Source organism: Erythrobacter ramosus, assembly GCF_009828055.1.
Taxonomy (GTDB): Bacteria; Pseudomonadota; Alphaproteobacteria; order Sphingomonadales; family Sphingomonadaceae; genus Erythrobacter; species Erythrobacter ramosus.
Genome location: NZ_WTYB01000002.1, coordinates 1,049,284 through 1,074,551 on the forward strand (window position 1 = coordinate 1,049,284; position 25,268 = coordinate 1,074,551).

Below are 25,268 nucleotides of genomic sequence, written 5' to 3' on the forward strand. Positions count from 1 at the left end.
GCCCGCCGATAGCGCACCGCGTGCCTTATGCCGCAGCCGCCTGCCTCTGCCCGGCCAGCAACCCGCGTCCGATCACTTGCGCCTGAATCTCAGCGGCGCCTTCGAAGATATTGAGAATTCTCGCATCGCACAGCACCCGGCTGATCGGATATTCGAGCGCATAGCCATTGCCACCGTGGATCTGCACTGCATTGTCCGCCGCGCTCCACGCCGTCCGCGCGCCGAGCAGCTTCGCCATCCCAGCCTCGATATCGCAACGCGCGCCGGAATCCTTGGCGCGGCCGGCGGCATAGGTCAGCTCGCGGGCCATGACGATTTCCGCCGCCATCAGCGCCAGCTTGTCGGCGACGCGCGGGAACTCGGTTAGCGCATGTCCGAACTGCTTCCTCCCCAGCGCGTAATCCAGCGCCAGATCGAACGCGTTCCACGCCACGCCCACCGCGCGGGCGGCGGTCTGGATGCGGGCGCCTTCGAAGGTGCGCATCAGCTGCTTGAAGCCCTGACCCTCCGCCCCGCCGAGCAGACCGTCCGCCGCCACCGCAAAGCCATCCAGCCCCAGCGCATATTCCTTCATGCCCCGGTAGCCGAGCACTTCGATCTCGCTCCCCTCGATCCCCGCATCGGGGAAGGGCGCGCCGTCGGTTCCGCGCGTTTTCTCGGCGAGCAGCATCGACAGCCCAGCATAGCCCGGCACGGCGGGATTGGTGCGCACCAGCATAGTCATCAAATCGGCGCGGGCGGCGTGGGTGATCCATGTTTTCGCGCCGGTCACCTGCCAGCTACCATCGCCCTGCCGCTCGCCGCGCGTGCGCACCGCTGCGAGGTCGCTCCCGGTATCGGGCTCGGTGAACACCGCGGTCGGCAGGCAGGAGCCATCGGCAATCCGGGGCAGATATTTCGCCTTCTGCTCGGGCGTCCCGTTCTCGGCGATCAGTTCGCCTGCAATCTCCGAACGCGTGCCGAGGCTCCCGGCGCAAATCCATCCGCGCGACAATTCTTCCGAGACCACCGCCATCGCCAGCTTGCCCAGCCCCAGCCCGCCGTGCGCCTCCGGGATGCACACCCCGAACACGCCGAGCGCCGCCATCTCGGCGATCACGGCATCGGGGATCAACGCGTCGGCCAAGTGCCATTGGTGCGCATGGGGCGTAATCGCGTTGGCGGTGAAGGCGCGCAGCTGGTCCCGCACCTGATCGAGCGCATCGTCACCCAAGGATTCATCAGGCCGCACGCCATCTGCCAGCAGCGCGGCCAAGGCGGCGCGGGTTCCGGCGCAGTTGCCCTCAGCCAGCAGCCGCGCGGTGGCCGGATGCGCGGCGAAGGCGCGGGCTTCGGCCTCGGTGCCGAATGCGGACGGGCGCACCACCTCATTCGCGCTCATCGGCAAGCCGGAAGCGATCTGGGCGAGATATTCGCCAAAGCCGATCCGCAGCACGAGTTCCTCGGCCGCACCGAACCGCCCGGCAGCCTCGGCCCGCACCGCCCAGTCCAGCGTGGCTTCCAGCGCCGCGATGCTCGCCGCGATCCAGGCAAAGCCGTGGACCCGGTGCTGCTCGCGCGCCAGCAGCGCCGGATCGACCGTCCCGCGGGGCGCAACCACGCCCGCCACAGCCAGCCGGACAGATTCCGAATATTTGCGCGCCGCTATCAGGGAAGCGCGCGCCACTGCCATCCATTCGCTCATGCCAGCCGTGCTAGCAGAGCAGGCGCCCGCAAGCGAACCCGCAAAATTGCGCCAGAATTTCACCTATGTTGCTGATGGGTGACAGTTTGCCCCGCGAATGCTGCTGCCGCCCGCATATACGTAGAATGACCACTTACCACCGAAACCCCCAACCGTAATACCGAGTGAGACGACGCCGGGGGCGCTGGCGCGCGTCGCAACGCAATTGGGGTAGGCAGGCAAAGGGCGACAACGCCCGGCCACCGACCTCGCGCAGGAAGGACCGTACAGGGCACGCTCGACGGGGGATTAACCCTCGTATCGGGGCGGCGCATCTGGCGACGACGGCACGGTACTGCAATGCCACGTAGCATCGCAGGCCTTGTCCCGGTCACACCTACGCGAGGACACATCATGCGTATTACGAAGCTCTCTCTCCAGTCGTCGTCGCTTCCCGCCATCGCTGCGGCCCTGCTGGTCGCCGGTCTGGCGCCCGCGCAAGCCAGCGCGCAGGACAGCGTGGCAGAGGAAGACCCTGCCGCCGAACCCGCGGAACAGATCGTCGTCACCGGTTCGCGCATCGCGGTTAATGCGGCGACCGAATCCACCAGCCCGATCACGGTGATCGACGCTGAAAGCATCGCGCTCAGCGGGCAGGCCGATCTGGCCACGCAGCTGCGCAATATTCCCGCCCTGCAAGGCTCCCTGCCCGGCACCGACTCGGTCAACCAAGCGGCTGCGGGCGACAGTTCGGATCTTGGCCTCAGCCTGTTGAACCTGCGCCAGCTCGGATCGGTTCGCACGCTGGTGCTTGAAGACGGGCGCCGCCACGTGCCGGGCACCGGCGGTTCGGCTGCGGTCGACATCGGCGCGATCCCGCAGGGACGCATCAAGAGCGTCGAAGTGCTGACCGGCGGCGCGTCTTCGGTCTACGGCGCTGACGCGGTCAGCGGCGTCGTCAACTTCACCTTGCGCTCGGGCCGCGACTTCGACGGGCTCGAATTCAACGTTCAGGGCGGCGTTTCCGACGAGGGTGATGCCGAGAACTACTCGGTCAGCCTCGCAGGCGGCGGTGAATTCGCCGACGGACGCGGCAGCGCGGTGTTCTCGGTCGATTACAGCAAGCAGAAGTCGCTGGTCGCCTCCGACCGCAGCTTTGCGGGCACCGGGATTTTCGGCCTAGGCTTTGCCAATGAAGCGATCTTCAACCAGCTCGGGCTCAAGGATGGTGACTTCGGCCTGCCCGCGGGCCAGCGTCCCAGCCAGGCCTTCTATCCCAACGTCACCCTACCGGTTTCGAGCCGCTTCGGGATCATCGCGATCGACAACGGCTTTGCCAGTGCCTTCGATGCGGTCAACGGGATCTTGCCCAACGGGACTGTGCCGCGCCTTCCGGGCACCAACATCCCGATTGCGCAGGTGTTTGACGGCACCACGCTGCGCGCCTTCAACCCGGGCACATTCGTCGATGCTTTCAGCGCATCGGGCGGCGACGGGATCGGCGCAAACGTCAACGAGCTGATCCTGCCCGAACTGGAACAGTTGGTCTTCTCCGCCGGGGCGGATTTCGAGATCACTCCGGGGATCGAGGCCTTCTTCGAGGGCAAGTACGCCTTTACCAATGGCGTTGATGCCACCGGCACGCCGTTCAACGATGACATTCCGATCCGGCTCGACAACCCCTTCATCCCGCAGGCGCTGGCGGCGCAGGTCAGCCAGCTTCAGGGCCTCGGCCAGAGCCCGCGGATCGTGGTGTCGCGCGACATTCAGGATATCGACGTGCTGCCGCAGGAAGAGACTGAGCGTTCGACGCTGCGCTTCGTGGCGGGTCTGCGCGGCGAATTCGAGAAGCTCGGTTGGAAGTGGGAACTTTCCTATAACTATGGCCGTACCGAGGTGGAATCGGTGTTCAGCAACACCCGTTTGGATGACCGCTATTTCTACGCGATCGACGCGATCGCGCTGAACGCTGGCAACCTCGCCGGCTTCCGGGCCAACAACCGCACCGTCACGGCCATCCGCGGTGGTCAGAACGTGCAGATCAATCCGGGGACGGCGCAGGCAGGCGACATCATCTGCCGCAGCGAGCTTGATGGGACCGCGCCGGGCGTCTCGCCCTTCCCCCGTCCGCCGCGCAACCCCGATGGCACGGGCCGGGCGATCAGCTTCACCCCGCGCACCGGGGTCTGTGCACCGATCAACATCTTTGGTCCGGATTCGATCAACGGCGCCGGGGCTGACTTTGCCTTTGTCGATATCACCAACTCGACCATTCTGACCCAGCAGCAAATCCTCGGCTCGCTGGCAGGCGACACGGCGGAGTTCTTCGAGCTGCCCGGCGGCCCGATCGGCTTCGCGGCAGGCTTCGAGTATCGCAAGGACACCTCGTTGTTCACGCCTTCGCCGCTGCAAAACTCGCCCGGCATCACCAGCGGCGTGGTGTCGAGCGGCTCTCCGGTACGCCCCTCGCCCGATGCGCGCTTCCAAGACCCTTCGATCGAAGTCTATGAAGGCTTCGGCGAACTGCGCGCACCGCTGCTCGCCGACATGAAGTTCGTCGACCTGCTCGAAGTGAACGGCGCGATCCGCTACTCGGATTACAACACCATCGGCAAGACCCTCGCCTGGACGGCAGGCGGCCGGTACAAGCCGATCGACACGCTCACCATCCGCGGCACCTATTCGGTCGCGGTGCGTGCGCCCAACCTCGCCGAGCTTTACGGCCCGGTCCGCGCGGCAACCATCGGCCTGCTGGCCGACCCTTGCGCCGCTGCGAACGTCAACTCGGGGACGTCATTCCGTCCGGCCAACTGCCTCACCTTTGTGTCGGCCGGCTTCAACCCCGCCAACTTCGGTTCGGCCTTCCGTCCGGGCACCACGGGCGGCAACCCGAACCTGCAGGAAGAAGAGGCCAAGACCTTCACTGCCGGCTTCGTGTGGCAGCCGCGCGGGATGCTTAGCGGCCTCAGCGTGATCGCGGACTACTACGACATCGAGATCACGGGCGCGGTCGGCTCGCTGACTGGCTTGCAGATTGCGGCGGCCTGTGTGGACCTTCCGACCACCGACAACCAGTTCTGCCGGCAGATCACCCGCAACCCGACCAACGGGCTGATCGAGAACTTCACCGCGGGTAACGTCAACCTCGGCTCGCTCGCGGTGCGTGGTATCGACTTTGCCGCGACCTACACCTTCGACGTGCCGTTCGGCCCCGATCTCGGGTCGATCGCTCTGGCGTTGACCGGCACCCGCTTCCTCGAGGATACCCAGATCTTCGACGCGACGGGCGGCGCGCAGTTCGAGAGCATCACTGATCCGGTCGCCAAGGCCGTTGCACTCAAATCGGCAGCGATCGACAACGACAACCTCGGCGAGTTTGGCAACCCGGAATGGATCGCCAACCTCGGCGTCACCTGGAACAAGGACGATTTCACGCTCGGCTGGACGGGCCGGTTCGAAAGCAGCCAGCTTTCGCCCGGGATCAGCAACATCCAGGTGGTCGAAGTCGCCAGCGCAAGTGGTCAGGTGACGGTCACCGACGACAACACCTTCGTGCCGCTGGCGCAGCGCGACACCGGGGATTCGTTGGTGAGCGACTTCTTCGCGAGCTATGATTTCGCCGACAAGTTCAGCCTCTACGGCGGGATCAACAACGCCTTCGACCGCGAACCCTACCTCGGCAGCCTTGTCCGTCCGGCGGGTGTGCGTGGCCGGTTCTTCTACGTCGGCCTGCGCGGCAAGTTCTGAGGCCTGAAGATGTAAGCAGCAGGGGGGCGGGACGGCTTGGGGGCCGTCCCGCCCCTCTCGCATTCTACTCGTAAGTGCCGAGCAAGCCGCGCGCGACAACCCAGTTATGGATCTCGCTCGGGCCGTCGTAGATGCGCATGGTGCGCAGCTTGTTGCTCATCAGATAAAGCGGCAATTCGCGGGTCATGCCCATGCCGCCGAACAATTGCATCGCGTGATCAACGATCTCGTAAGCGCTTTCGATGCAGAAGCTCTTGATCATCGAGATTTCGCTACGGGTGTCGCGGCCCTCGTCGATCTTCCACGCGCAGTCATAGGTCATCAGCCGCATCGCGTGGATCTTGGTCGCGGCGTCGGCGATCCAGTTCTGCACGGTCTGGCGCGACGACAGCGGCTTGCCGAAAGTGGTGCGCTGCGGCGCGTAGTCGATCATCATGTCGAGCGCGCGCTGCGCCATGCCGATCGACCAGGACGCCATCTCGATCCGCCGCGTGCCCAGCCGCACCTGCATCGGCGCAAAGCCCTGGCCCCGCTGGCCGAGCAGCTTCCACCCCGGCACCCGGCAATCGTCGAGCGCGATTTCATAGGTCGACGTGCCGTCGATCATCGGGATCTTGCGCAGCACGTTGAAGCCGGGGGTACCCTTGTCGACCAGAAACGCCGACATGCCGTTGCGGCCATTGGGGTTTTTGTCGGTCACCGCCATCAGGATGGTGAAGTGCGCCTCGGCCCCCTTGGTGATCCAGATCTTGCGGCCGTTGATGATCCAGTCGTCACCATCCTGCACCGCAGTGGTGATCATCCGCTGCGGATCGGCCCCGGCGCCGGGTTCCGAAATGCCGATCGCGCTGATCGTCTCGCCGCGCACATAGGGTTCGAGATAGGCCTCGCGCTGGCGCTCGTCTGCGGCGACCATCAGCATCCGCAGGTTGGGCGAATCGGGCGGCAGGTAATAGGGGACGACGGTCTTGCCGAGCTCCTCGCTCACGCCGACCATCGCCACCATCGGCAGGTTCATGCCGCCGACTTCCTCCGGCGCGTCGAGGCCCCACAGGCCCAGCTCGCGGCTGACGGCGTCGACCTTCGCGGTCTCCTCGGGCGTCAGATAGGTGCCCTGCCCGATGTTTTCGCGGGCAATCACCGCCTGTTCGAACGGCATCAGCTGATCGCGCACGAACTTGCCGACCAGATCTTTCAGCATGGCGTGTTCGTGACTGAGCTCGAAATTCATTGCCTCTGTCCCTGCATGTTGGGGTGTCTGCTGGCCCCCTGACACCACACAATACGCACCCTGTCATCCGCAGGATTGAGAGGGGACGGCGATTTTTCGGCGCGGCCTCGACGTTGCGCCACAGGTCCCGGCGTCAGCACGGCTGGACAGCCGCCAGAGCAGGCACGCTTGACGCACTATACAAAGTCACATACCTGCATAGGTGCAAGTCTGCGACAATTTGCAGGCTTTGGAGGTTACCATGCCCAGTCGGCTGATCGTGTCGCGCGAACTTGCAGACCTGCTGAAACTGCTCGCCCATTGCGATCGTCTGCGCCTGATTGAAGAGCTCCGCCTCGGCGAAAAGGACGTGACGAGCCTTGCTGTTGCCCTTCAGCTGCCGGCCACCCGCGTCTCCCAGCACCTTGCGCTGCTGCGCGCGCACCGCCTTGTTGAAGAACGGCGCGATGGCCGTTCGCACTTCTACCGCCTGGCTCACGCCCATCTGGCCGACTGGATTCTCGACGCGCTTCCCTTCGTCGACATTCGCAAGCGGCTGGGAGAGGCCGACCATATCGACACCGCCCTCGCCCTGTGGGGCGTGCCGGACCCCAACTCGACTCACTGAAAAGGATACCCCGATGCCCCATTTCGCCCAAGGCGTGGTCAAGTTCCAGCGCGAGGTGTTCCCGGAAAAGGCCGAGCTGTTCGAAAAGCTCAGCAACGGTCAGAGCCCGGAAGCGCTGTTCATCACCTGCTCGGACAGCCGGATCGAAACCGCGATGCTGACCCAGACCGATCCGGGTGAGCTGTTCATCTGCCGCAACGCGGGCAACATCGTGCCGCCGCACACCAACCAGACGGGCGGCATGACCGCCTCGATCGAATTTGCCATCGGCGCGCTCAAGATCCCGCACATCGTGATCTGCGGCCATACCGAATGCGGGGCGATGAAGGGGGCGATGAACCGCGCGGCCCTGACCACCCTGCCCCACGTGCGCGAATGGCTGGGCTATTCGCAGGGCGCGGTTGATATTACCGAAGCACTGGGCGCGGGCCTCGATGCTGATGGCAAAATGCGGATGCTGCTCGAACAGAACGTCATCCTGCAATTGCAGCATTTGAAAACCCACCCCGTGGTCGCCGTGGCGCTCGCGCAGAAGGCCGTGCAGCTGCATGGCTGGGTCTATGACATCAAGACCGGCGAAGTCTCCGCCTATGACGATACGACCGGGACCTGGATTTCGGTCGAGGAGCGCTATGCCGCGGACATCGCCGAAACCGTGATCGGCAAGCACGCCTGCTGATCGGGCACCCCTGCCCCTGCCCCCTCGCTCCCCCGCTCACTCTCGTTTCGGACGCCACCGCTATGAACGCGCCTGCCGCTGACCGTTTGACCTCTGCTGTGGTGGGGCGCGATTTTCTCGCCTCGATCGTGGTGTTTCTGGTGGCCCTGCCGCTGTGCATGGGGATCGCAATCGCCTCAGGCGCGCCGCCCGCGCTCGGTCTGATCACCGGGATTGTCGGCGGATTGGTGGTCGGCAGCATTGCCGGATCGCCTTTGCAGGTCAGCGGGCCGGCTGCGGGCATGGCGGTGCTGGTCTATCAACTGGTGCAGGAACACGGGCTGATGATGCTCGGCGTGGTCGGGCTGATCGCCGGTGCGCTGCAACTGCTCGCCGGGGTGTTCAAGCTGGGCCAATGGTTCCGGGCGATTTCGCCATCGGTGATCCACGGGATGCTGGCCGGGATCGGCGTGCTGATCTTTGCCTCGCAGCTCCACGTGATGCTCGACGACGCGCCGCGCGCGAACGGCTTGCTCAACATCGCCGCCATTCCTGAAGCGGTGATCAAGGTCTTCCCGGTCGATGGCTCGGTGCACCACCTCGCCGCGATGGCGGGGATTGTCACCATTGCCACGATCATCCTCTGGAACCAGTTCAAGCCCAAGGCCTTGGCGCTGATCCCCGGACCGCTGCTCGGCGTCATCGTCGGCACCGCCTTCGCCATGGTGTTTGCCTTGCCGATCACGCTGGTGAACCTGCCCGCCACACTGGCGAGTGGCCTCAACATCCCCACCGCCGAAGCGCTGGCCGGGTTCACCAATCCCGACATCCTGACGCTTGGCCTCGTCTTCGCCTTCGTCGCCAGCGCCGAGACGCTGCTGTGCGCCACCGCAGTCGACAAGATGCACATCGGCACGCGCACCGATTACGACAAGGAACTGCGCGCGCAGGGCATCGGCAACATGATCTGCGGCGGGTTCGGCGCGCTGCCCATGACTGGCGTGATCGTGCGCTCGGCCGCCAATGTCGAAGCAGGGGCGACGACGCGGATTTCGGCGATCATGCACGGCGCATGGCTGCTGCTGGCGGTTGCCGCCTTCCCCTTCGTGCTCAACGCCATCCCGACCTCGGTGCTGGCCGCGATCCTTGTCTACACCGGCTACAAGCTCGTCAATGTGGCCCAAATCCGCAAGATCGCCGAATTCGGCCGGCAGGAGCTGGTGATCTACTTTGCCACACTGGTGGGCGTGGTCGCGATCGACCTGCTGACCGGCGTGATCCTCGGCTTCGGGCTGGCGACGTTGAAGCTGGTCTATACCTTCTCGCACCTCGAAATCCGGCGCGAGCATGATGCGCAGACCAACCGGGTTGACCTGTGGATGACGGGTTCTGCGACGTTCTTCTCGATCCCGCAGCTGGGCCAGGCGCTCGAAAGCTCGCCCTTCGGGTCAGAGGTGCACATCCATGTCGAAAAGCTCGATTATATCGACCACGCTTGCCTTGAAATGCTGTCGTCGTGGGAGAAGCTGCACCAGTCCGGCGGCGGATCGTTGGTGGTCGAATGGAGCGAGCTGGTGGAGCGGTATGGCCGCCGCTCGGAAGAGAAGACCGAAATCCCCGGCCTGATGATCCGCCCCGCCGCCTGATCGGCGGCCGGGAGCGGGGGCGGGCGTCAGATCACGGTTTCGACCGCTTCGGCCCGCCACAGCATCTTCGCCTGCTCGATATCGACCGCGCTCGCCCGGCTGAGACGGTGGGCGACAAAGTCGATCCCATCAATCAGCCACAGCGCCAGTTCAGGCTGGGCGAGGCGGTAAACACGCTTCTGCCCGTGGGTTTCGGTCTCCACCAACGCGATGGCGCGCAGCACACCCAGGTGCTGTGAAACGCGGGTCGGCGAGATTTCCAGCAGGTCTCCCAACTCGTTCACCGTCTGGTCGCCCGCTTGCAGCTTAAGCAACAGCCGGATGCGATCAGGGTGCGAGATCTGCCGCAGGACATGCGCCAATTCGTTTGCAACAATCTTGCGGCTCGGCATGTCGGAAACCTTTCATAGGTTAGGGAATGGCGACGTTGAAGCGACAACGCGCAATGTCGGTAAATGGCCCCCGGAATTTGCAATTTGTGCATTTTTCAATGCGCGCCACGGCATTTGCGGGCGCTTGCTAACGGCCCCGTCGCGGCAAAGCATGGTGAGAAACGCGTCATCCGCGACCGCCGAAACATAGGGCGCATCCGTGCCGCGGCCCATGCTTGTCACCCCGCTATCGCGCAGCCGCGCCCAAGCGTCATGCAGCCGCCACGCAGCACGGCCCATCCCAGCTTCGTGCAAGGTCAGGGCCAGAGCATGGATCAGCGCCGGAGCATCGAGGGGCAGTCGGCTCACCCCTTCGCCCGGCGTTTCGCACGTGACCAATTGCAAGCCCCGCCCGAACCACAGCATCGGCCAGGCGCGGCGTACGCCGCTGGTCTCGGCGAGGAGGGTGAAGACGGTGCTGCGCAAATCGGGCATCGCGATGATCGCATCCCACAGCATCGCGCCGGACATCAGCGGCACCAGCGCATCTTCGATGGTGAGGATGTCGAGCTCGAGGCCGTCACGCGTCAGGCCCTTGCCCGCTGCCAACAGGTGCCGGGCGACAACATTGCGCTGGCGAGCGTGGCAGATGATCGCAACCCGCTCGCGGCCCTCGGCGCGGGCGGCCCGGATCATCGTCCGCAGCACGGCGGCGCGCGGCGTGGGGACGTCGCCCGCCGCTTCGGTGATGCAGACAGCGGGGTGCGGAGACATCAACATGATATCCGTGCCGCCGCGCGCAGCGGGCGCACCGCGAGCGTGGTCGATCAGGTAGCTGGCGACATACTGCGCCTGCGGCAATCCGGCGAGGCCGCCGTGCTGGAAAGCCGACGGGCTCCACCCGATCCACGGCGCGAACACCGGTGCAGGCGCTGTCAACTGTCCCGCACTCGCCGCCCAATCGGCCATCCGGGCCAAGCGCCCAGACGGGCGGGCGGGCGTGAGGAATTCGGTTTCGACCCCAAGCCATTCGAGCAGCTGCGCCAAGCCTTCGCGCCAAGCCTCGGGCGCGGGATCGGCAGGCTCGGCCAGCTGGAACCGCGATGTGACCAGCGCCAGCGTCGGCCCGCCAATCGCGCGCGCGGAGCCGGGTGCGGCGGGCTCAAAGCTGTCGGCGATCGGGCTACTCTGGTCCATGGTGCGGATCCTTTGCCTGTGCGGAAGGGAGAGTGGGTGTCTGTTAGCCGCCGGCCGCCAATCGGGAAAATTCAATCTTTCTTCGCAAACGTTCTAAAATATGAATGATTGAAGATAGGCGCCTGCGCATCGCGCGCGCGGCTTGAAACCTTGGCCCTGCGCAGGCATCACAGGCGCGGGAGAAGAGGGGAATTACGATCATGACCATTGCTGGATTGCGGACAGGCGCGGCTCTCGCGCTGCTGATGGCGCTGCCATGCGCGCCGATGCTGGCCGCGCAGGAGACGCCGCCGTCGCCCACCGCGAGCGAGGCGACCCGCGCCGCGCAGGCCAAGGTTGCTGCCAACCTGCCTGCCGAAGGCACGCGCGACGCCGCGTTTTCCACACGCGGCTTCCTCGCCACCCGCACCGATCCGGTGATCCTCAATGCGGCGGGCAAGCCGGTCTGGAACCTTGCCGCCTATGCCTTTGTCACCGGCCCTGCCCCGGACACAGTCAACCCCAGCCTGTGGCGGCACATGACCCATCTGAAGCACCACGGGCTCTATCAGGTGGCGGCGGGCGTATGGCAGGTGCGCGGCTTCGACGTGTCAAACATGACGATCATCCGGGGGGCGACGGGCTGGATCGTGATCGACCCGCTCACCAGTGTCGAAGCGGCGCAGGCGGCGATGGAGCTGGTCAACGCGACGCTGGGCAAGCGGCCGGTCAGCGCGATGATCTATTCGCACAGCCACGGAGACCACTTCGGCGGCGCGCGCGGCGTGGTCGATCCGGCGGACGTGACGGCGGGCCGCGTCCCCGTGATCGCGCCTGAAGGCTTCATGGAGGAAGCCACCTCCGAAAACGTTATGGCCGGACCTGCGATGATGCGACGGGCGGCCTTCCAGTTCGGCACTGGCCTCGTACCGGGCGCGATCGGGCAGATGGGCAGCGGCATCGGCATGGGGATTTCGGCAGGCACGCTCTCGCTGATCCCGCCGACCGACACCGTCGCTGCGACCGGTGATACGCGGGTGGTGGACGGCGTCGCGCTCGAATTCCAGATCGTTTCGGGCACTGAGGCGCCGGCCGAGTTCAACGTCTTCATCGCGCCCGAAAAGACCTTCCTCGCTGCCGAGATCGCGACCTGCTCCTTCCACAACATCCTCACCCCGCGCGGGGCGAAGGTGCGCGATGCGCGGGCTTGGGCGCAGTATCTCGACGAGGCGGCCACCCGCTATGCCCCGCAAAGCGATGCCGTGATTTCGAGCCATTGCTGGCCGATCTTCGGGCGCGAGGCGGGGACGGCATGGCTTTCCGCTCAGCGTGACAATTACCGCTGGCTCCACGATCAGACCGTGCGCCGGATGAACCGCGGCGAGACGATGCACGAAATCGCCGAAGGGCTGGAGAACGCGGCTCCGCCGGGGCTGGCGGCGGAATGGTCGACCCACGGCTACTATGGCACGGTCAGCCACAACGCCAAGGCGGTCTACCAATTCTACCTCGGCTGGTACGATGCGGTGCCAGCCAATCTCCACGCCCACCCGCCGGTCGAACGCGCCAAGCGGCTGATCGAGGCGCTGGGCGGCGCGGACCGCACGCTGGCGCTAGCGCAGAACGCGATGGCAGGCGGCGATTATCGCTGGGCGTCCGACCTGCTCCAGAACCTCGTCTTTGCCGCGCCGGACAATGCGGCGGCCAAGGCGATGCTGGCGAACAGCTACCAACAGCAGGGCTTTCAGGCCGAGAGCGCGATCTGGCGCAACCAGTTCCTCTCAGCCGCATCCGATCTCACGCGTGGTCGACCGCAGGCGAGCGCGGCGCAGAGCAACGACATGATCGCCGCGATCTCGACGCAGGAATTGCTCGATTCCGCCGCGACCCTGTTCGCGCCCGAGCGGCCCGGACGACGCGGCTTCACGGTTGCGATTGACCTCTCTGATCGCAAGGAGACCGCGATGCTGGAGGTCGGCGAGCAGGCGATCATCGGCCGCATGGGCGCGCTGCCCGCCAAGGCCGACGTCACCTTCCGCGGCCCGCGCCGCGCGATGCTGGCGCTGTTGTTCGTGCGGATGCCGGTCAGCGCGGTGGCGGGAATGGAGGGCGTGACGATTGAGGGCGATCAGGCGGCGTTGCAGGCGCTGGTGGATGCGCTCGATCCAATGCCGCAGGGCTTCGATATCGTCACACCGTAAAATTCCGGCAACCCCGCGCGAAGGATCGGGCGCATTCAGGCGTTGATCAGGGGCAGCATGGCCAGTGGCCGTGCAGCCCCATTTCGCTGAGCGAGGAAGCCATGCCATGCGTCTGACCACCACCAGCACGGCCCGGCGATGAGCCCGGCCAGCATTGCGCTCAACCGCTTCGGCTATGGCTTAAGCGCGAAGGACGCCGCGGTGGGCGATCCGCGCGCTTTCCTGCTGTGCCAGTTCGATGCCTTCGACCCCTCGCCCCCCGCCATTGCTGCGCGGCTCGACACTCGCGCCAATACCGGCGAAATGCTCGAACTGCTGCGGCGGTTGCGACAGGACACCCGGGCGATGACGGCGATGGAGCAGGCCGGCACGCCCGCGATGGCGGAAGGGATGACGCGGCAGGAAGCCCGCGCCGTCGCACTTGACGGTCTGCCGCCCGAATATCGCGAACAGCTGGTCGAGGCCCGCCGGGTGCTCGCCGATGACATTGCCGTGCGCGTGAACACCGTGCTCACCAGCCCCGCCCCGATGGTTGAGCGGCTGGTGCATTTCTGGTCGAACCATTTCAGCGTCTCGGTCGGCAAGCCCGGCACCCAGTTCGAGGCTGGCCCGCACGAATTCACCGCGATCCGCCCGCATGTGCTGGGACGGTTCAGCGATATGCTCAAGGCGGCCGTGCTGCACCCGGCGATGCAGATCTATCTCGACCAGTTCCAGTCGATCGGCCCCAATGCGCCCTTCGCGCAGCGGCGTGCGCGGCGGGGCGGCGATCAGCAACGCCCGCGCGGGCTGAACGAGAATCTCGCGCGTGAAGTGTTGGAGCTGCACACGCTGGGCGTCGACGGCGGCTACAGCCAGACCGACGTGACCGAGCTTGCCCGTGCGCTCACCGGCTGGACAGTGCCGGGGATTGGCCGGGTGGGCCGCTTTGCCGAAGATCAGCCGAGCGGCGCGGCGTTTGTCGCGCTGGTGCATGAACCGGGCGCGCGGCAAGTGCTGGGCCGCTCCTACCCGGCGGGCGAGGCGAAGCAGGCGCTGGCGATCCTCGACGATCTCGCTGCGCATCCGGCCACAGCGCGCCATATTGCGACCAAGTTTGCGCGCCACTTCGCTGGCGACACGCCGCCGCCCGCGCTGGTGGCGCGGCTGGAAGCGGACTTCCTGAGGTCGGACGGCGATCTCGCCAGCCTCACCCGCACCCTGATCGAAGCGCCCGAGGCGTGGACGCCCGGCCCGGTCAAGTTCCGCACCCCGTTCGAATGGCTCATCGCCGCGCTGCGCCTGACCGGCACCACCACGCTTCCGCCGCAGCGGATCGTCGGCGCGCTGACCGAGCTGGGGCAGGTGCCGTGGCGCGCGCCTTCGCCTGCGGGGTACGACGATCTCGCCGCCAGTTGGGCCGGGCCGGACGCACTGATCCGCCGGGTCGAACTGGCCGAGCGGATCGCGCGCAATGCCCCGCAGGACGGGGTGATCGCCCGCGCGGAAGCGGCCTTCCCGGGCGCTTTGGGCGAGGCCACCATCACCCAATTGAAGCGCGCCGAAAGCGGGCAACAGGCCCTCGCACTGCTGCTGGTCTCGCCTGAAATGATGCGGAGATAGACGCCATGACCGCCGGATTTGATCGCCGTTCGCTGCTCGCCGGATCGCTGCTGGGCGCAGGCAGCCTCGCCCTTCCCCGCCTCGCCTTTGCGCAAGGGACGGGGAGCCGCAATCTGCTGTTCGTGCTGCTGCGCGGCGCGGCGGACGGGATGGCAATGCTCGCGCCAGTGGGCGACCCGGGCTTCGAGGCTTTGCGTGCCGCAACCCTCGCCGATTACGAGAACGCGCCGCGGATCGGCAGCTTCTTCGCCGTCCACCCGGCGCTGGCTGAGATCGCCAAGTCGGCGGCGGCGGGCGAGGCGCTGTTCGTCCATGCTGCTGCGACCGCCTATCGCGAGCGCTCGCACTTCGATGGGCAAAACCTGCTCGAGAGCGGCGGCACCGCGCCTTATACCACCAAGGACGGCTGGCTCAATCGCTTGGCAGGGCTAATGAATGAAGGCGCTCCAGCGCCTTTGCGTGCGCTGGCGATTGCGCCTGCCGTGCCGCTGGCGCTGCGCGGCGATGCACCGGTCTCGAACTACGCGCCCTCCGCTTTGCCGCAAGCGAGCGAGGATCTGCTGGCGCGGGTCAGCCTGCTTTACGGCGCGGACGGCGAGCTTGGCCCGCTGTGGGCGCGCGCCTTGGAGACGCGGGCGATGGCGGCGGATGACGGGCTGACCAACCTGCGCGATGCCAGTGCGGCGGGGGAGCTAGCTGCCTCGCTGATGCGCGGTGAAGGTGGTGCACGGATCGGGATGATCGAGCTTGGCGGCTGGGACACCCACGCCAACCAGCGCGGGGCCTTTGCCCGCTCTGCGCGGCAGCTTGACGCGCTGCTCGCCGCCTACAAAGCTGGGATGGGTGCGGGCTGGGCCAATACGGTGGTGGTGGTGGCGACCGAGTTCGGCCGCACGGCGCGTCTCAATGGCACCGGCGGCACCGACCACGGCACGGCTTCGGCGGCGCTGGTGATGGGCGGCGCGGTGCGCGGCGGGCGGGTGATTGCCGACTGGCCGGGGCTGGCGGACGGTAAGCTTTACGAGGGCCGCGACCTTGCGCCCACCATCGCGCTAGAAAGCGTGATCGCAGGCGCGGTGGCCGAGCATCTGCGGCTCGATCCCAAGCTCGCAATGGCGCGGCTGTTCCCCGGTCGCGGCGATGCGCCGCTATCGGGGATTATCCGCGCCTAGAACGAGCACTCCGCTTCTGCGGCGCCCTCATCGCGGGCGATCTCGCTGATCTGCACCGTGAAAGCGCCCTTGGACGCGAAGGTCAGCTTGCTGCCCGTCGTGCCAAGGCACTTCGCGCTCAGCACCATCTCGCGCCAGCCCTTGCCCTCGGCGACCGAGAGGCCTTGGGTAATGTCGAGTGCCTTGCCGCCCGCCGTCACCGTCACGGCCGAGCCGGGACGCGCGGTCACCTGATAGGTGATGCGCCACGCGGCGGCACTGTCCGGCCCGGTCAGGGAGAGCTTGGCACGCGGCGCAAAGGCGATCTTGCGCGCGTCTTCCTGGGCCTTGCGATCAACGCCGGTTGCGGTGATGCCGTTGCCCGCGCCGCGCAGGTCGGGGAGCAGCGCATTGTCCGCCACCGCCTGCACCTGCATACCGAGCTTGCCGTTGGCGAACCACACCGCGCCGGTATCGGCGGTGAGCGCCGCGCAGGTCTCGTCGAGCGGAGCCAGCGGCGCGCTGGCACCGAGGTCGAGGCCGTAGCCCAGCGGGAACAGCGCGCCATCGGGGCCATTCACCGGGGTGCCGTCGCAATGTGCCGGCCAGCTGAACGACAGCCGCCCCGTGGCAGGCCGCCTTCCGAACAATACGTCAGCCACGCCCGCCCCTTCGCTGCCCGGCAACCAGGCGGCGACGAAAGCGTCAGCGGCGTTGAGCTCACGGTTCACCCACAAAGGGCGGCCCGAAAGGAACACGGCGACCGTCGGAATGCCGCGTGCGCGGTAGGATTTGAGCAGGGTCAGGCCTTCTTCGTCGCGGAAGGCGAGATCCTTCCTATCGCCAACGAATTCAGCATAGGGTTCCTCGCCGAAGACGACGATGGCTACGTCGGGCTTGCTGGCGGCGTTGCCCTTGGGTGCCAGCACAGCCTCGCTCCCACCCGCCTTGGCCGCCGCGGCGATGCCCGCATAGATCGAGGTCGCGCCGGGGAAATCGGCTGCGGTCAGATCACCGCCGCCTTGCCATGTCACCGACCAGCCGCCCGCCTGCTGCGGGACATTATCCGCGGCAAGCCCAGCCACTTCGATCCGCGCGCCCGCCTTCAACGGCAGCACGCCCGCGTTCTTGAGCAGCACCTGCGACTTGGCCACCGCCTCGCGCGCAATCGCGCGGTGCTCGGGCGAGCCGAGCATGTCCCACTTACCGCCCAGAGCGCGGGCAGATGGCTTCACCTCGCCAGCGAAAATGCCGAGCTGCTGCTTCAACCGCAGCACGCGCAGCACCGCTTCGTCCAGCCGTGCCATCGGGATCGTGCCGTTCTTGACCTGCTTCAGCAGCGAGGCGTGGAGCGCCTTCCAGTCCTCGGGCACCATGTAGACATCGAGCCCCGCGAGCAGCGCCGCCGAGCAATTCGAATTGGTGCAGCCATCGACCTGCCCGTGACCGTTCCAGTCGCCCACCACCAGCCCGCCAAAGCCGAGCTTGCCGCGCAGCTCGCCGGTCAGCAGCGGCGCGTTGCCGTGCATCTTGGTGCCGTTGATCGAGTTGAAGCTCGCCATCACGCTGGCGACTCCGGCGGTGATCGCGGCCGGGTAAGGCGCGGCGTGGATCGCCATCAGCGCCTTGAGATCGCCGTTGACGTCGCCCTGGTCGACGCCTTGCGCGGTGCCGCCGTCGCCGAAGAAGTGCTTAGCGGTTGCGGCGACCTTGCCTTCGCCGAGGAAGCCGGGTTCGCCCGGACGGCCTTGCAGGCCTTCGACCATCGCTGCACCCAGCTTGCTGACCAGCGCGGGATTCTCCGAATAGCTTTCGTAAGTGCGGCCCCAGCGATCATCGCGCGCCACGGCAATCGTCGGCGCGAAAGTCCAGTCGATGCCGGTCACTTCGATCTCGACCGCAGTGGCCGCGCCAATGCGACGGATCAGGTCGGCATCCCCGGTCGCGCCGAGGGCGATATTGTGCGGGAAAACGGTCGCGCCGATGACATTGGCGTGGCCATGCACAGCGTCGGTCGCCCAGACCGCCGGGATCGCCGGTTCGCCCTTGGGCAGCGGAGCGGTGGAGGCCGCCCAATACTCGTCAGCCAACTTCAGCCAATTGGCCGCCGGAGCCTGGTCATCGCCATAGGGGCCGGAATTGCCGCCGTTGAGGATCGTGCCAAAGCGGTATTTGCGCACATCGGCCGGGGTGATCGAGCCGATGTCCGGCATCACCAATTGCGCGACCTTGCGCTTGAGGCTCATGCGCGCGAGCAGACCCTCGGGCGTGTTCGCGTCCGCCGCAGCCGGGACCGTCTCGCTTGCCGAGCGCACCTGCGGTGCCGTGCTGCATCCGGCCAGAAGCGCCGCCAGCGCTGCCCCGCAGGCCAGCTGACCAAACCCGTTTCGTGCCATGCACTCAGTCCCTCCCAAGACCGCGATTTTCTTTGTGAACGTTATCAATCTATGCCGCCGCCCATCCGCTTTGGCAAGCATCAAGCGCAGATGTCACCTCCGGCGGACAAAGCCCGCCAGCAGCACTGCGCTCGCCAGCGACAAGGCGGCAAACAGCACGAACAGCGCGCCATAGCCGAAGCGCGGCACTAGCAACACGGTGAACCACGGCATCACCATTCCCGGCACGGTGTTGGTGAGGTTGAACACGCCGAGATCGCGCGCCCGGTGCTGCGGGGCGGGCAGGACGCGCAGGGTCTGGCTGGCATGAAGCGCGAGGAAGATCGCCGCCGCGATAGCGAACAGGACATAGCCCGCAATCGCCAGCACCAGCGTGTCCGCCGCCGCCATCACCAGCATCCCGCAGGCGCATAGCACCGCCGTCGCCACCAGCGGCTGGATCGGGCGGCCGTGGCGGTCGGACCAGCGCCCGAGCAGCAGCGAAATCGGCACCGCGCAGACCAGCACGGCGCTGAAGACATTGGCCGCACCGTTCTCTGGATAATCGGGCGAGAGCGAGCGCAGCCAGTAAAGCAGGAACGCGAACATCCCGCCTTCGGCGACCTGCACCAGCAGCCGCGCGGCCCACATCCGCGCGACCACCCGTTGGCGGAACGGTCGGGGTTCGCGGGTGCGCAGAACGGGCGCCATCAGCGCTGGCCGCTCCCGCCCCTTGCCCAGCACCACCGCGGGCAGCACCAGCGCGCTGACCAGCACCGCCACAAGCATCAACCGCGCTTCGGGCGCAACCAGTCCCGCATAGGTCACCAGTGATCCGGCCAGCGCGCCCAATGCGGGTGAAAGCGCCAACGCGCCGCCCAGCACGCCCTTCTGTTCGTCCGGAAAGCAGTCCCCCGCCCAAGCCATCAGCGGGGCGAGCATCAGGTTGAGCGCGACCTGCCAGACCATCACCAGCACCACGATCTCCGCTACGCTCTCAGCCCTGCCCACCGCCAGCAGCAGTAAGTTAGAGGCGATCAGCCCGGCGATGATCCACGGACGCCGGGTGCGCGAGCGATCGCTGAGCATACCGACCGCGATATTGGCGATGCTCGCCATTAGCGCGCCGAGGAAGGTAACCTGCGCCAGTGCGGCGACATCTTCGCCCCCTTGCAGATCGGCGATCCGCTGCGGCAGCAGCACGGTCAGCAGCGGGACATAGGCGACCGCGCCGCCAGCCGCCGCCAGCGCAAACAGCGCGAGGAACCAGCGCGACTGGCGTTGCGGCGGCGTGTCGGTAGGGGCGGCGTTCAAGCCCGGCCCGGTGCGTGGGCCTGAGCCTGAGCAGGAGCCTCGACAGGGGGCGGCGCGGTGGAGTAGCGCTCGACCAGCCCGGCGGGGACTTCGATCACCGCGTCATCATCGCCATCCGGTCCGCGCGCGATCAACTGTTCGACCGCGCGGCTGACCGTCTCGGCAATCGGCTGATCCACCGCAGTGAGCGGCGGCTGCGAGAAACGCACGATTGGGGTGTTGTCGAAGGAGATGAGCGACAGGTCATGCGGCACGGACAGCCCCCGGTCACGCGCGACCTCCAGCGCGGCAAGAGTCATCTGGTCGCTCGATCCAATGATCGCGGTCAGATCGGCATGGCGATCCAGCAAGGCGCGTGCAGCGCGGGTGCCGGAGGCGTAGCCAAAATCGCCCACTTCCAGCAGCCCGTCATGCGGCAGGCCCGCCTCGTCCAGCGCGCGCTTCCAGCCATCGATACGCCAGCCGCTCAGGCTGTATTGCGGCGGCCCAGCGATCATCGCGATGCGGCGATGGCCAAGCTCGATCAGACGCGAGGTGGCGAGATGCGCTGCGCTCTCATCGCCCATGGTGAGCGGGATGCCTGGCCCCGGTGCGTTAGAGCCGATGCGGGCAAAGGGAATGTTCCGCTCCGCCAAAAGCTGCGTGATCAGGCGGTTTTCCGAGTGCGGCGGGGTGAGGATCACGCCATCGGGCTGCAAGGCGGACAGCGCCGCCCCCAGCTCACGCTCGACATGATCGGAGTGGGTATCGACCAGCTCCACCATCATCCGGTAGCCGTGCTGCGAGCACGTCAGGATGCCGCCCAGCAGCATCTGGTCAACCCAGTCCGTGCCGAGCCGCGCGCGCCAATCGGCAAGCGTGCGTTCCCGGTCATTGATGGCGAGGATGATGTAGGAGCGCGATCCGCTCATCCGCTGGGCGGCGAGGCTGGGGACATAGCCCAGCCGGTCGATCGAGGCGCGCACCTTGTCGCGCAGCTGCGGGCGCACGTTCGGCCCGCCGTTTACCACCCGGCTTACGGTTTGGAGCGAAACACCCGCATCCTCCGCGACGTCCCTGATCGTGACTGTCTTGCGCACCCGCGCCATTGCCCGTCAAACCCCGTCCCGTTTACCGAATGCACGCGCGTCCCGTCGCGGGATCGCTGGCGCAGCGATAGACCCTGATCCAGTCGATTGCGAATTGCGCGGGAAAGGTATCCGCTGCAACCCCCTTGGCATTGTTTTCTTCCGACAATCGACCGCCCACGGCAAGGTTTGCCATGACATAGAAGGGTTGGTCGAAAGGTGCTGACGGGCGGCCTTTGGCGTTTGGTGCGGCGGTACTCCATTGGTCGGCAGTCACTGTTAGATGCACGCGGTCATCGACGAGGAACCGGATCAAGCCCTCGCCCCATTCCACTGAATAGACGTGGAAATCGTCCGACGGCAGGGCCAGATCGGGCAGCGCATTGCGGTGATCGACGAACTTGTTCTGCGGCGCGAAATTGCCGAAATGGAGTGCGCTGATGGTGCGGTTTTCGCCGCGACCGCCTTCGCATCGCTTGCACTTGGCGCCGATATTGACCGCTTCGAGAATATCGATCTCGCCCGATCGCGGCCAAGCGCCATAGACGTTGTCTTCCGGCATCATCCACACCGCGGGCCATGTCCCCTGCCCCGGCGGTACCTTGGCGCGCACTTCGATCCGGCCATATTTCCAAGCGTGCTGGCCGATGGTGCGAACCTTGCCGGAGGTGTGCGATTGGGTCACGCTGGGGTTATTGTATTCCGCAATCTCAGGCGGGCGCGCGGGGCCGACGAAGCGCTCCTTGCGGGCCTTCAGCAGCAGCATCCCGCCTTCGACCGCGATGTTATCGGGACGGTCGGTGTAGCATTGCCGTTCGGCATTGCCGCCGCCCCAGCACGAGACTTCGGGCGTCCACTTGGAGCGGTCGAGCTGCGCGCCTTCGAACTCGTCGGCCCAGACCAGCTCCCAGCCCGCCCCTTCCAGCGGGGCGAGCGCCTGCTGCTCGGTCGGAGGCGTCGCCCCCAAAAGCAGCAGGGCCGCTGTCAGCGTCCCCGCCTTCAGCAGCCCTGCAATCGTCATATCGTACTCTCTGATCAGAAGTCGAAGCGGGCAATGAAGGTGTAGCGGCGGTCATTGCGGAACACCGCACTGATCGGACGCGTTCCGTCATAGTCGATGACCGTTGACAGTTGGGTGGTCTCGTCGAGCAGGTTCACGCCCTGCACGCCCAGCTTGATGTTGTCGGTCAAGCTGTAAAGGATCGTCCCGTCAAGCTGGCCGCCGGCCTCCTGGAAGATCGGTGCGAACGGGAAAAGATCGTCCCGCTGCGTAACGAGGAAGGCGCTGCGCCAGTTATAGGCGGCACGCATCGACAGCGGCCCCTTTTCATAGAACAGCGTGGCGTTGACAGTATGCTTCGAAATCCCGGCAAGCGGCAGCTGACCGGAGAACGGGCCGTTGTTGAGCGGCTGGCCGCTCGAATTGACCGAGGGCGAACCAATGCCCGAGATGTTCGGGTTCGGGAAGTCACTGCCATCGACGTAGGTATACGTCACGGCCGTCCCAAGCCCGCTCAACAATCCGGGCAGGAAATCAAAGGTCTGCTGATAGGCCAGTTCGACACCCTTCAGAACGCCTGAGAGATCGTTGGCCGGACCATTGATGATCACTTCCTCGGAATTGCCATTGGGCGGGTCGTAATTGACGAGGCCCGTTCCGTTAGTAACGATCCCCTTGATGTCCTTGACGAAGAATGCCGCGCTCAGCTGGCCGACCTTGCCGAAATACCACTCCGCGCTGAGATCGTAGTTCCACGATTCGGTCGGCCGCAAGTTGCGGTTCCCGGTCGACACGGAGAGCAGCGGCCCATCCGTCACACGGCCGCTGAAGCCCAACACCCCGCCTGCGTTGAACAGGTTCAGGTCGGGACGACTGATCCCCTTCGAAACCGCCGCCCGAACAACGATCCCGCCGCCGTTGTCGTAGCGGACGTTGAAGGATGGCAGGAAGTGATCGAAGTTGATGTCGCGGGTGTCGCGGATGAGTTGACCGGTGTGCAACGCCGCAAATTCGGCAAGGCGTGAGCCGGTGAGCTGGCAGAAGACCTGCTGCGGAACGCCCGGGCCAGCCCCGCGGCAGGCGGCGGCGATTTCAGCCACCTGCACCGTGCCGTCACCGTTGCCGCCGACCGACGTCGCATCGAAGCGTGCCGGATCGGGGAACGCCAACAGCGAATTGTTGCTGACGTTTGTCCGAACGTAACGCAGGCCAATGTTCCCCGCGAGCGAAGCGCCTCCATCAAAATCGGCACCGAAATCAACGCGCGCATAGGCTGCCGAAGTGATTTCGGTGACATCCGAAACTTCCCCGGGGCAGAACGGACCGCACGCCACCGTCGTACCATCCAGCAATACACGGGTGCGGCCATTGACGCCGAGGTTGAAGCGTTCCGGGGACTGACCCAGGGTGCTGATTTGGTCCCACTGCTGATCTGTCACGCCCGACAGATATTCGCCAAGGAAGTCATCACCGCCATAGAAGAACGCACCGCCACCCGCGATCGGAGTGCTTGCTTCGCCCCGCTGGAAGTTGTCGGCGAACGGCGTGCGATACGCGGACGCATCGGGGACTTCATCGGTGAAGACACCACCCGCGATCGCGAATTCCTGCCCCGGCAGACCGGTGAAGAAGCGGCCCGGCCGAAAACCGCCGGTCGCAGCGCAGCCCGGACCTTCGTTCCACGGTGCACAGCCCGCACGCCCGGCCCAAGGCGCCGAAAGGTTGCCCCAGGTGCTGAAGTTAGTGTTGCGGTTGACACGATCGCGCGCCGCCCAGCGGCCGCCGACCTCGACCTTGCGGAAGAAACCATCGTCGCTGAGGTCGTATTCGAGACTGCCCGCAAGGCTGAACAATTCGCCCTCGTTCGCCTCGCGGCTGTCGAGACCGAACCAGTAATAGTTATTGCGCCCGCTGGTGAAGTAATCGGTCAGTGCGCCGACCGGGGCCAAGAATTGGATATCCGGCGTCTTGCCCCCCAGATCGATGGCGATGTCACTCCAGGTGCTCAACGCGCCGAATACCGCATCGCGGCGAAGGTTCGAGCTCAGGCTCTGCATCTCGATCTTGCCGCGGAAGCGCTCAGTGAAGTTCATCTTCGCATCGAACGAGATGTCCTGAGTGACCGAATTGACTTCACGCAGGAAGCGCAGCGAATCCGTGGGGATACCACCGCGCCCGAACGGGTTGGCATAGGCATTGCCGACATTCTGCGTGAGAATACCGCTGACGAAGTTGCCGTTCTCATCGAATTCGAAATTTGTACCCGGACGCGGCTGGTTCGTCGACACGCCATCGTCGATCCGGCCAAGCAGCGCAAATTCCTCCGTTGCAAAGCTCGTCTCCGAACGCAGGTATTCCAGCGTCATCACCAAGTCGCCATCAAGCGTTTCGAACTGGCCGATCGCCGAGATCGCCTCGCGATCGCGATCAAGTGTGGTCGAACGCACGTTGGCGAACTGCGGCACAACGACCGAGTTTGCTGGCGGGAAGTTTTCGGGCGTAAAGTTGGGCACATCACCGAACCCGCCCGAGTTGAGATTGAAAATGCGCGCACAGCCGCCGGAGAGGTCAGCCGGGCGATAGCAATAATCGACCAGCTGCGAGGCATCAGTCCGGCTCTTCAGCTTCGACTTCGAATAGCTGAGCTGCAACCCAAAGGTGCCCTGTCCGGTATCGAAGGTATTGGAGGCCAGGATGTTGTAGGTCGGCGACCATTCCTGCCGCAGATCGCCGTAGTTCGCTTCGATCGATCCGGCGACGTGGAAGCCGCGCCTGTCGAGCGGCTTGCGGGTGACGAGATTGACCAGACCCGCAATATGGCCTTCGATCTGGTCGGCAGTGATGTTCTTGTAGACTTCGACACGGCCCACAAGTTCGGGCGAAACGTCCTCGAAGCTCAGCGCACGGCCGCCATTGGCCGAGAAGATGTCGCGCCCGTTCAGCTGCGAACTGACAAAGGGCAGGCCACGAATGATCACGCCCGTGCCTTCGACCGAGAAGCGGGTTGGGTCAGACGTCTTTTCGAACCGGCCGATGTTGACGCCGGGGATACGCTGGAGCGTTTCCGCCACCGAACGGTCGGGCAGCGCGCCGATGTCTTCTGCCGAGATCACGTCGACCACGGTATCGGCGTTGCGCTTGATGTTCTGGGCGGATTGCAGCGAGGCGCGGAAGCCGGTGACGATGATATCGCCTACTTCCTCTTCGGCGGCGGCATCAGCGGCTTCTTGCGCGGTGGCATCGGCGTCCTGCGCCCATGCAGGAGCCGCAGTCGCCGCGGAAATCGCCAGCGCCGATGCGGTGCCGAGTGCGAACAGGCGCCGACGCGGCGCAACACTAGCGGTGTTCATGTGTTTCATCTCTCCCCATGCCGCGCGACAGATTCGTGTCTGTAACTGCGGTCTGCGAGATATTCCTACCGCATCTTGAGAGCGTTCTCAAGACTTGTAATCTTGGGTT

The 25,268-nt window shown here is 65.8% G+C and carries 16 protein-coding genes; 7 read left to right on the top strand and 9 right to left on the bottom strand.

Annotation, left to right across the window (positions count from 1 at the left end):
• Positions 1-25 precede the first annotated feature (25 nt).
• Positions 26-1,684, bottom strand: coding sequence for an acyl-CoA dehydrogenase family protein (locus tag GRI59_RS11710; RefSeq protein ID WP_160761325.1), 1,659 nt, complete (start codon positions 1,682-1,684; stop codon positions 26-28).
• Positions 1,685-2,077: 393 nt separating this feature from the next.
• Here GRI59_RS11710 and GRI59_RS11715 point away from each other — a divergent pair, with 393 nt between their 5' ends.
• Positions 2,078-5,410: a TonB-dependent receptor domain-containing protein gene (locus tag GRI59_RS11715; RefSeq protein ID WP_160761326.1), complete on the top strand. Its 3,333-nt coding sequence runs from the start codon at positions 2,078-2,080 to the stop codon at positions 5,408-5,410.
• Positions 5,411-5,474: 64 nt separating this feature from the next.
• Here the strand turns inward: GRI59_RS11715 and GRI59_RS11720 are convergent, their stop codons facing one another.
• Positions 5,475-6,641, bottom strand: a complete 1,167-nt coding sequence (locus GRI59_RS11720; protein ID WP_160761327.1) for an acyl-CoA dehydrogenase family protein — start codon at positions 6,639-6,641, stop codon at positions 5,475-5,477.
• A gap of 241 nt (positions 6,642-6,882) precedes the next feature.
• On the opposite strand from GRI59_RS11720, the gene GRI59_RS11725 reads away from it, so the two are divergent.
• The 3 genes from GRI59_RS11725 to GRI59_RS11735 all read left to right on the top strand — a co-directional run bounded on the left by GRI59_RS11725 (position 6,883) and on the right by GRI59_RS11735 (position 9,552).
• Positions 6,883-7,248, top strand: coding sequence for an ArsR/SmtB family transcription factor (locus GRI59_RS11725; RefSeq protein WP_160761328.1), 366 nt, complete (start codon positions 6,883-6,885; stop codon positions 7,246-7,248).
• A 13-nt stretch (positions 7,249-7,261) separates the two neighbouring features.
• Positions 7,262-7,927 (top strand): carbonic anhydrase, encoded by a 666-nt coding sequence (locus GRI59_RS11730; protein ID WP_160761329.1) that lies wholly within the window; start codon positions 7,262-7,264, stop codon positions 7,925-7,927.
• A 62-nt stretch (positions 7,928-7,989) separates the two neighbouring features.
• Positions 7,990-9,552 carry a SulP family inorganic anion transporter gene (locus tag GRI59_RS11735; RefSeq protein WP_160761330.1) on the top strand — a complete coding sequence of 521 codons (1,563 nt, stop codon included), beginning with the start codon at positions 7,990-7,992 and terminating at the stop codon, positions 9,550-9,552.
• Between the two features lie 26 nt (positions 9,553-9,578).
• On the opposite strand, the gene GRI59_RS11740 is transcribed toward GRI59_RS11735, so the two are convergent.
• Entirely contained in the window at positions 9,579-9,944 is a 366-nt protein-coding gene (locus GRI59_RS11740) for an ArsR/SmtB family transcription factor (protein WP_160761331.1), read from the bottom strand.
• Between the two features lie 12 nt (positions 9,945-9,956).
• Positions 9,957-11,120: a hypothetical protein gene (locus GRI59_RS11745; protein WP_160761332.1), complete on the bottom strand. Its 1,164-nt coding sequence runs from the start codon at positions 11,118-11,120 to the stop codon at positions 9,957-9,959.
• A 200-nt stretch (positions 11,121-11,320) separates the two neighbouring features.
• Between GRI59_RS11745 and GRI59_RS11750 the strand changes: the two genes are divergently transcribed.
• From GRI59_RS11750 to GRI59_RS11760, 3 genes are all read left to right on the top strand, one after another.
• Positions 11,321-13,300, top strand: a complete 1,980-nt coding sequence (locus GRI59_RS11750; protein ID WP_160761333.1) for an alkyl/aryl-sulfatase — start codon at positions 11,321-11,323, stop codon at positions 13,298-13,300.
• A 138-nt stretch (positions 13,301-13,438) separates the two neighbouring features.
• A complete protein-coding gene (locus GRI59_RS11755; protein WP_160761334.1) occupies positions 13,439-14,902 on the top strand; it encodes a DUF1800 domain-containing protein in 1,464 nt (487 codons plus the stop codon).
• 5 nt (positions 14,903-14,907) lie between these two features.
• Positions 14,908-16,074, top strand: coding sequence for a DUF1501 domain-containing protein (locus GRI59_RS11760; RefSeq protein WP_160761335.1), 1,167 nt, complete (start codon positions 14,908-14,910; stop codon positions 16,072-16,074).
• Here GRI59_RS11760 and GRI59_RS11765 read toward each other — a convergent pair.
• The 5 genes from GRI59_RS11765 to GRI59_RS11785 all read right to left on the bottom strand — a co-directional run bounded on the left by GRI59_RS11765 (position 16,071) and on the right by GRI59_RS11785 (position 25,159).
• Positions 16,071-18,449, bottom strand: coding sequence for a glycoside hydrolase family 3 protein (locus GRI59_RS11765; RefSeq protein WP_160761336.1), 2,379 nt, complete (start codon positions 18,447-18,449; stop codon positions 16,071-16,073). The genes GRI59_RS11760 and GRI59_RS11765 overlap by 4 nt on opposite strands.
• Before the next feature lie 93 nt (positions 18,450-18,542).
• Complete coding sequence (locus GRI59_RS11770; protein WP_160761337.1) at positions 18,543-19,742, bottom strand: MFS transporter; 1,200 nt, start codon at positions 19,740-19,742, stop codon at positions 18,543-18,545.
• Positions 19,739-20,830 carry a LacI family DNA-binding transcriptional regulator gene (locus tag GRI59_RS11775; RefSeq protein ID WP_160761338.1) on the bottom strand — a complete coding sequence of 364 codons (1,092 nt, stop codon included), beginning with the start codon at positions 20,828-20,830 and terminating at the stop codon, positions 19,739-19,741. Before GRI59_RS11775 ends, GRI59_RS11770 begins: the two co-directional genes overlap by 4 nt.
• Positions 20,831-20,852: 22 nt before the next feature.
• Positions 20,853-21,830 (bottom strand): glycoside hydrolase family 16 protein, encoded by a 978-nt coding sequence (locus tag GRI59_RS11780; protein WP_160761339.1) that lies wholly within the window; start codon positions 21,828-21,830, stop codon positions 20,853-20,855.
• Positions 21,831-21,844: 14 nt separating this feature from the next.
• Positions 21,845-25,159, bottom strand: coding sequence for a TonB-dependent receptor (locus GRI59_RS11785; protein ID WP_160761340.1), 3,315 nt, complete (start codon positions 25,157-25,159; stop codon positions 21,845-21,847).
• Positions 25,160-25,268 lie beyond the last annotated feature (109 nt).

Bases quoted from the DNA above. Each gene is read 5' to 3' on its own strand.
- GRI59_RS11710 (WP_160761325.1), bottom strand. From the start codon at position 1,684: ATGAGCGAATGGATGGCAGTGGCGCGCGCTTCCCTGATAGCGGCGCGC.
- GRI59_RS11715 (WP_160761326.1), top strand. From the start codon at position 2,078: ATGCGTATTACGAAGCTCTCTCTCCAGTCGTCGTCGCTTCCCGCCATC.
- GRI59_RS11720 (WP_160761327.1), bottom strand. From the start codon at position 6,641: ATGAATTTCGAGCTCAGTCACGAACACGCCATGCTGAAAGATCTGGTC.
- GRI59_RS11725 (WP_160761328.1), top strand. From the start codon at position 6,883: ATGCCCAGTCGGCTGATCGTGTCGCGCGAACTTGCAGACCTGCTGAAA.
- GRI59_RS11730 (WP_160761329.1), top strand. From the start codon at position 7,262: ATGCCCCATTTCGCCCAAGGCGTGGTCAAGTTCCAGCGCGAGGTGTTC.
- GRI59_RS11735 (WP_160761330.1), top strand. From the start codon at position 7,990: ATGAACGCGCCTGCCGCTGACCGTTTGACCTCTGCTGTGGTGGGGCGC.
- GRI59_RS11740 (WP_160761331.1), bottom strand. From the start codon at position 9,944: ATGCCGAGCCGCAAGATTGTTGCAAACGAATTGGCGCATGTCCTGCGG.
- GRI59_RS11745 (WP_160761332.1), bottom strand. From the start codon at position 11,120: ATGGACCAGAGTAGCCCGATCGCCGACAGCTTTGAGCCCGCCGCACCC.
- GRI59_RS11750 (WP_160761333.1), top strand. From the start codon at position 11,321: ATGACCATTGCTGGATTGCGGACAGGCGCGGCTCTCGCGCTGCTGATG.
- GRI59_RS11755 (WP_160761334.1), top strand. From the start codon at position 13,439: ATGAGCCCGGCCAGCATTGCGCTCAACCGCTTCGGCTATGGCTTAAGC.
- GRI59_RS11760 (WP_160761335.1), top strand. From the start codon at position 14,908: ATGACCGCCGGATTTGATCGCCGTTCGCTGCTCGCCGGATCGCTGCTG.
- GRI59_RS11765 (WP_160761336.1), bottom strand. From the start codon at position 18,449: ATGGCACGAAACGGGTTTGGTCAGCTGGCCTGCGGGGCAGCGCTGGCG.
- GRI59_RS11775 (WP_160761338.1), bottom strand. From the start codon at position 20,830: ATGGCGCGGGTGCGCAAGACAGTCACGATCAGGGACGTCGCGGAGGAT.
- GRI59_RS11780 (WP_160761339.1), bottom strand. From the start codon at position 21,830: ATGACGATTGCAGGGCTGCTGAAGGCGGGGACGCTGACAGCGGCCCTG.
- GRI59_RS11785 (WP_160761340.1), bottom strand. From the start codon at position 25,159: ATGAACACCGCTAGTGTTGCGCCGCGTCGGCGCCTGTTCGCACTCGGC.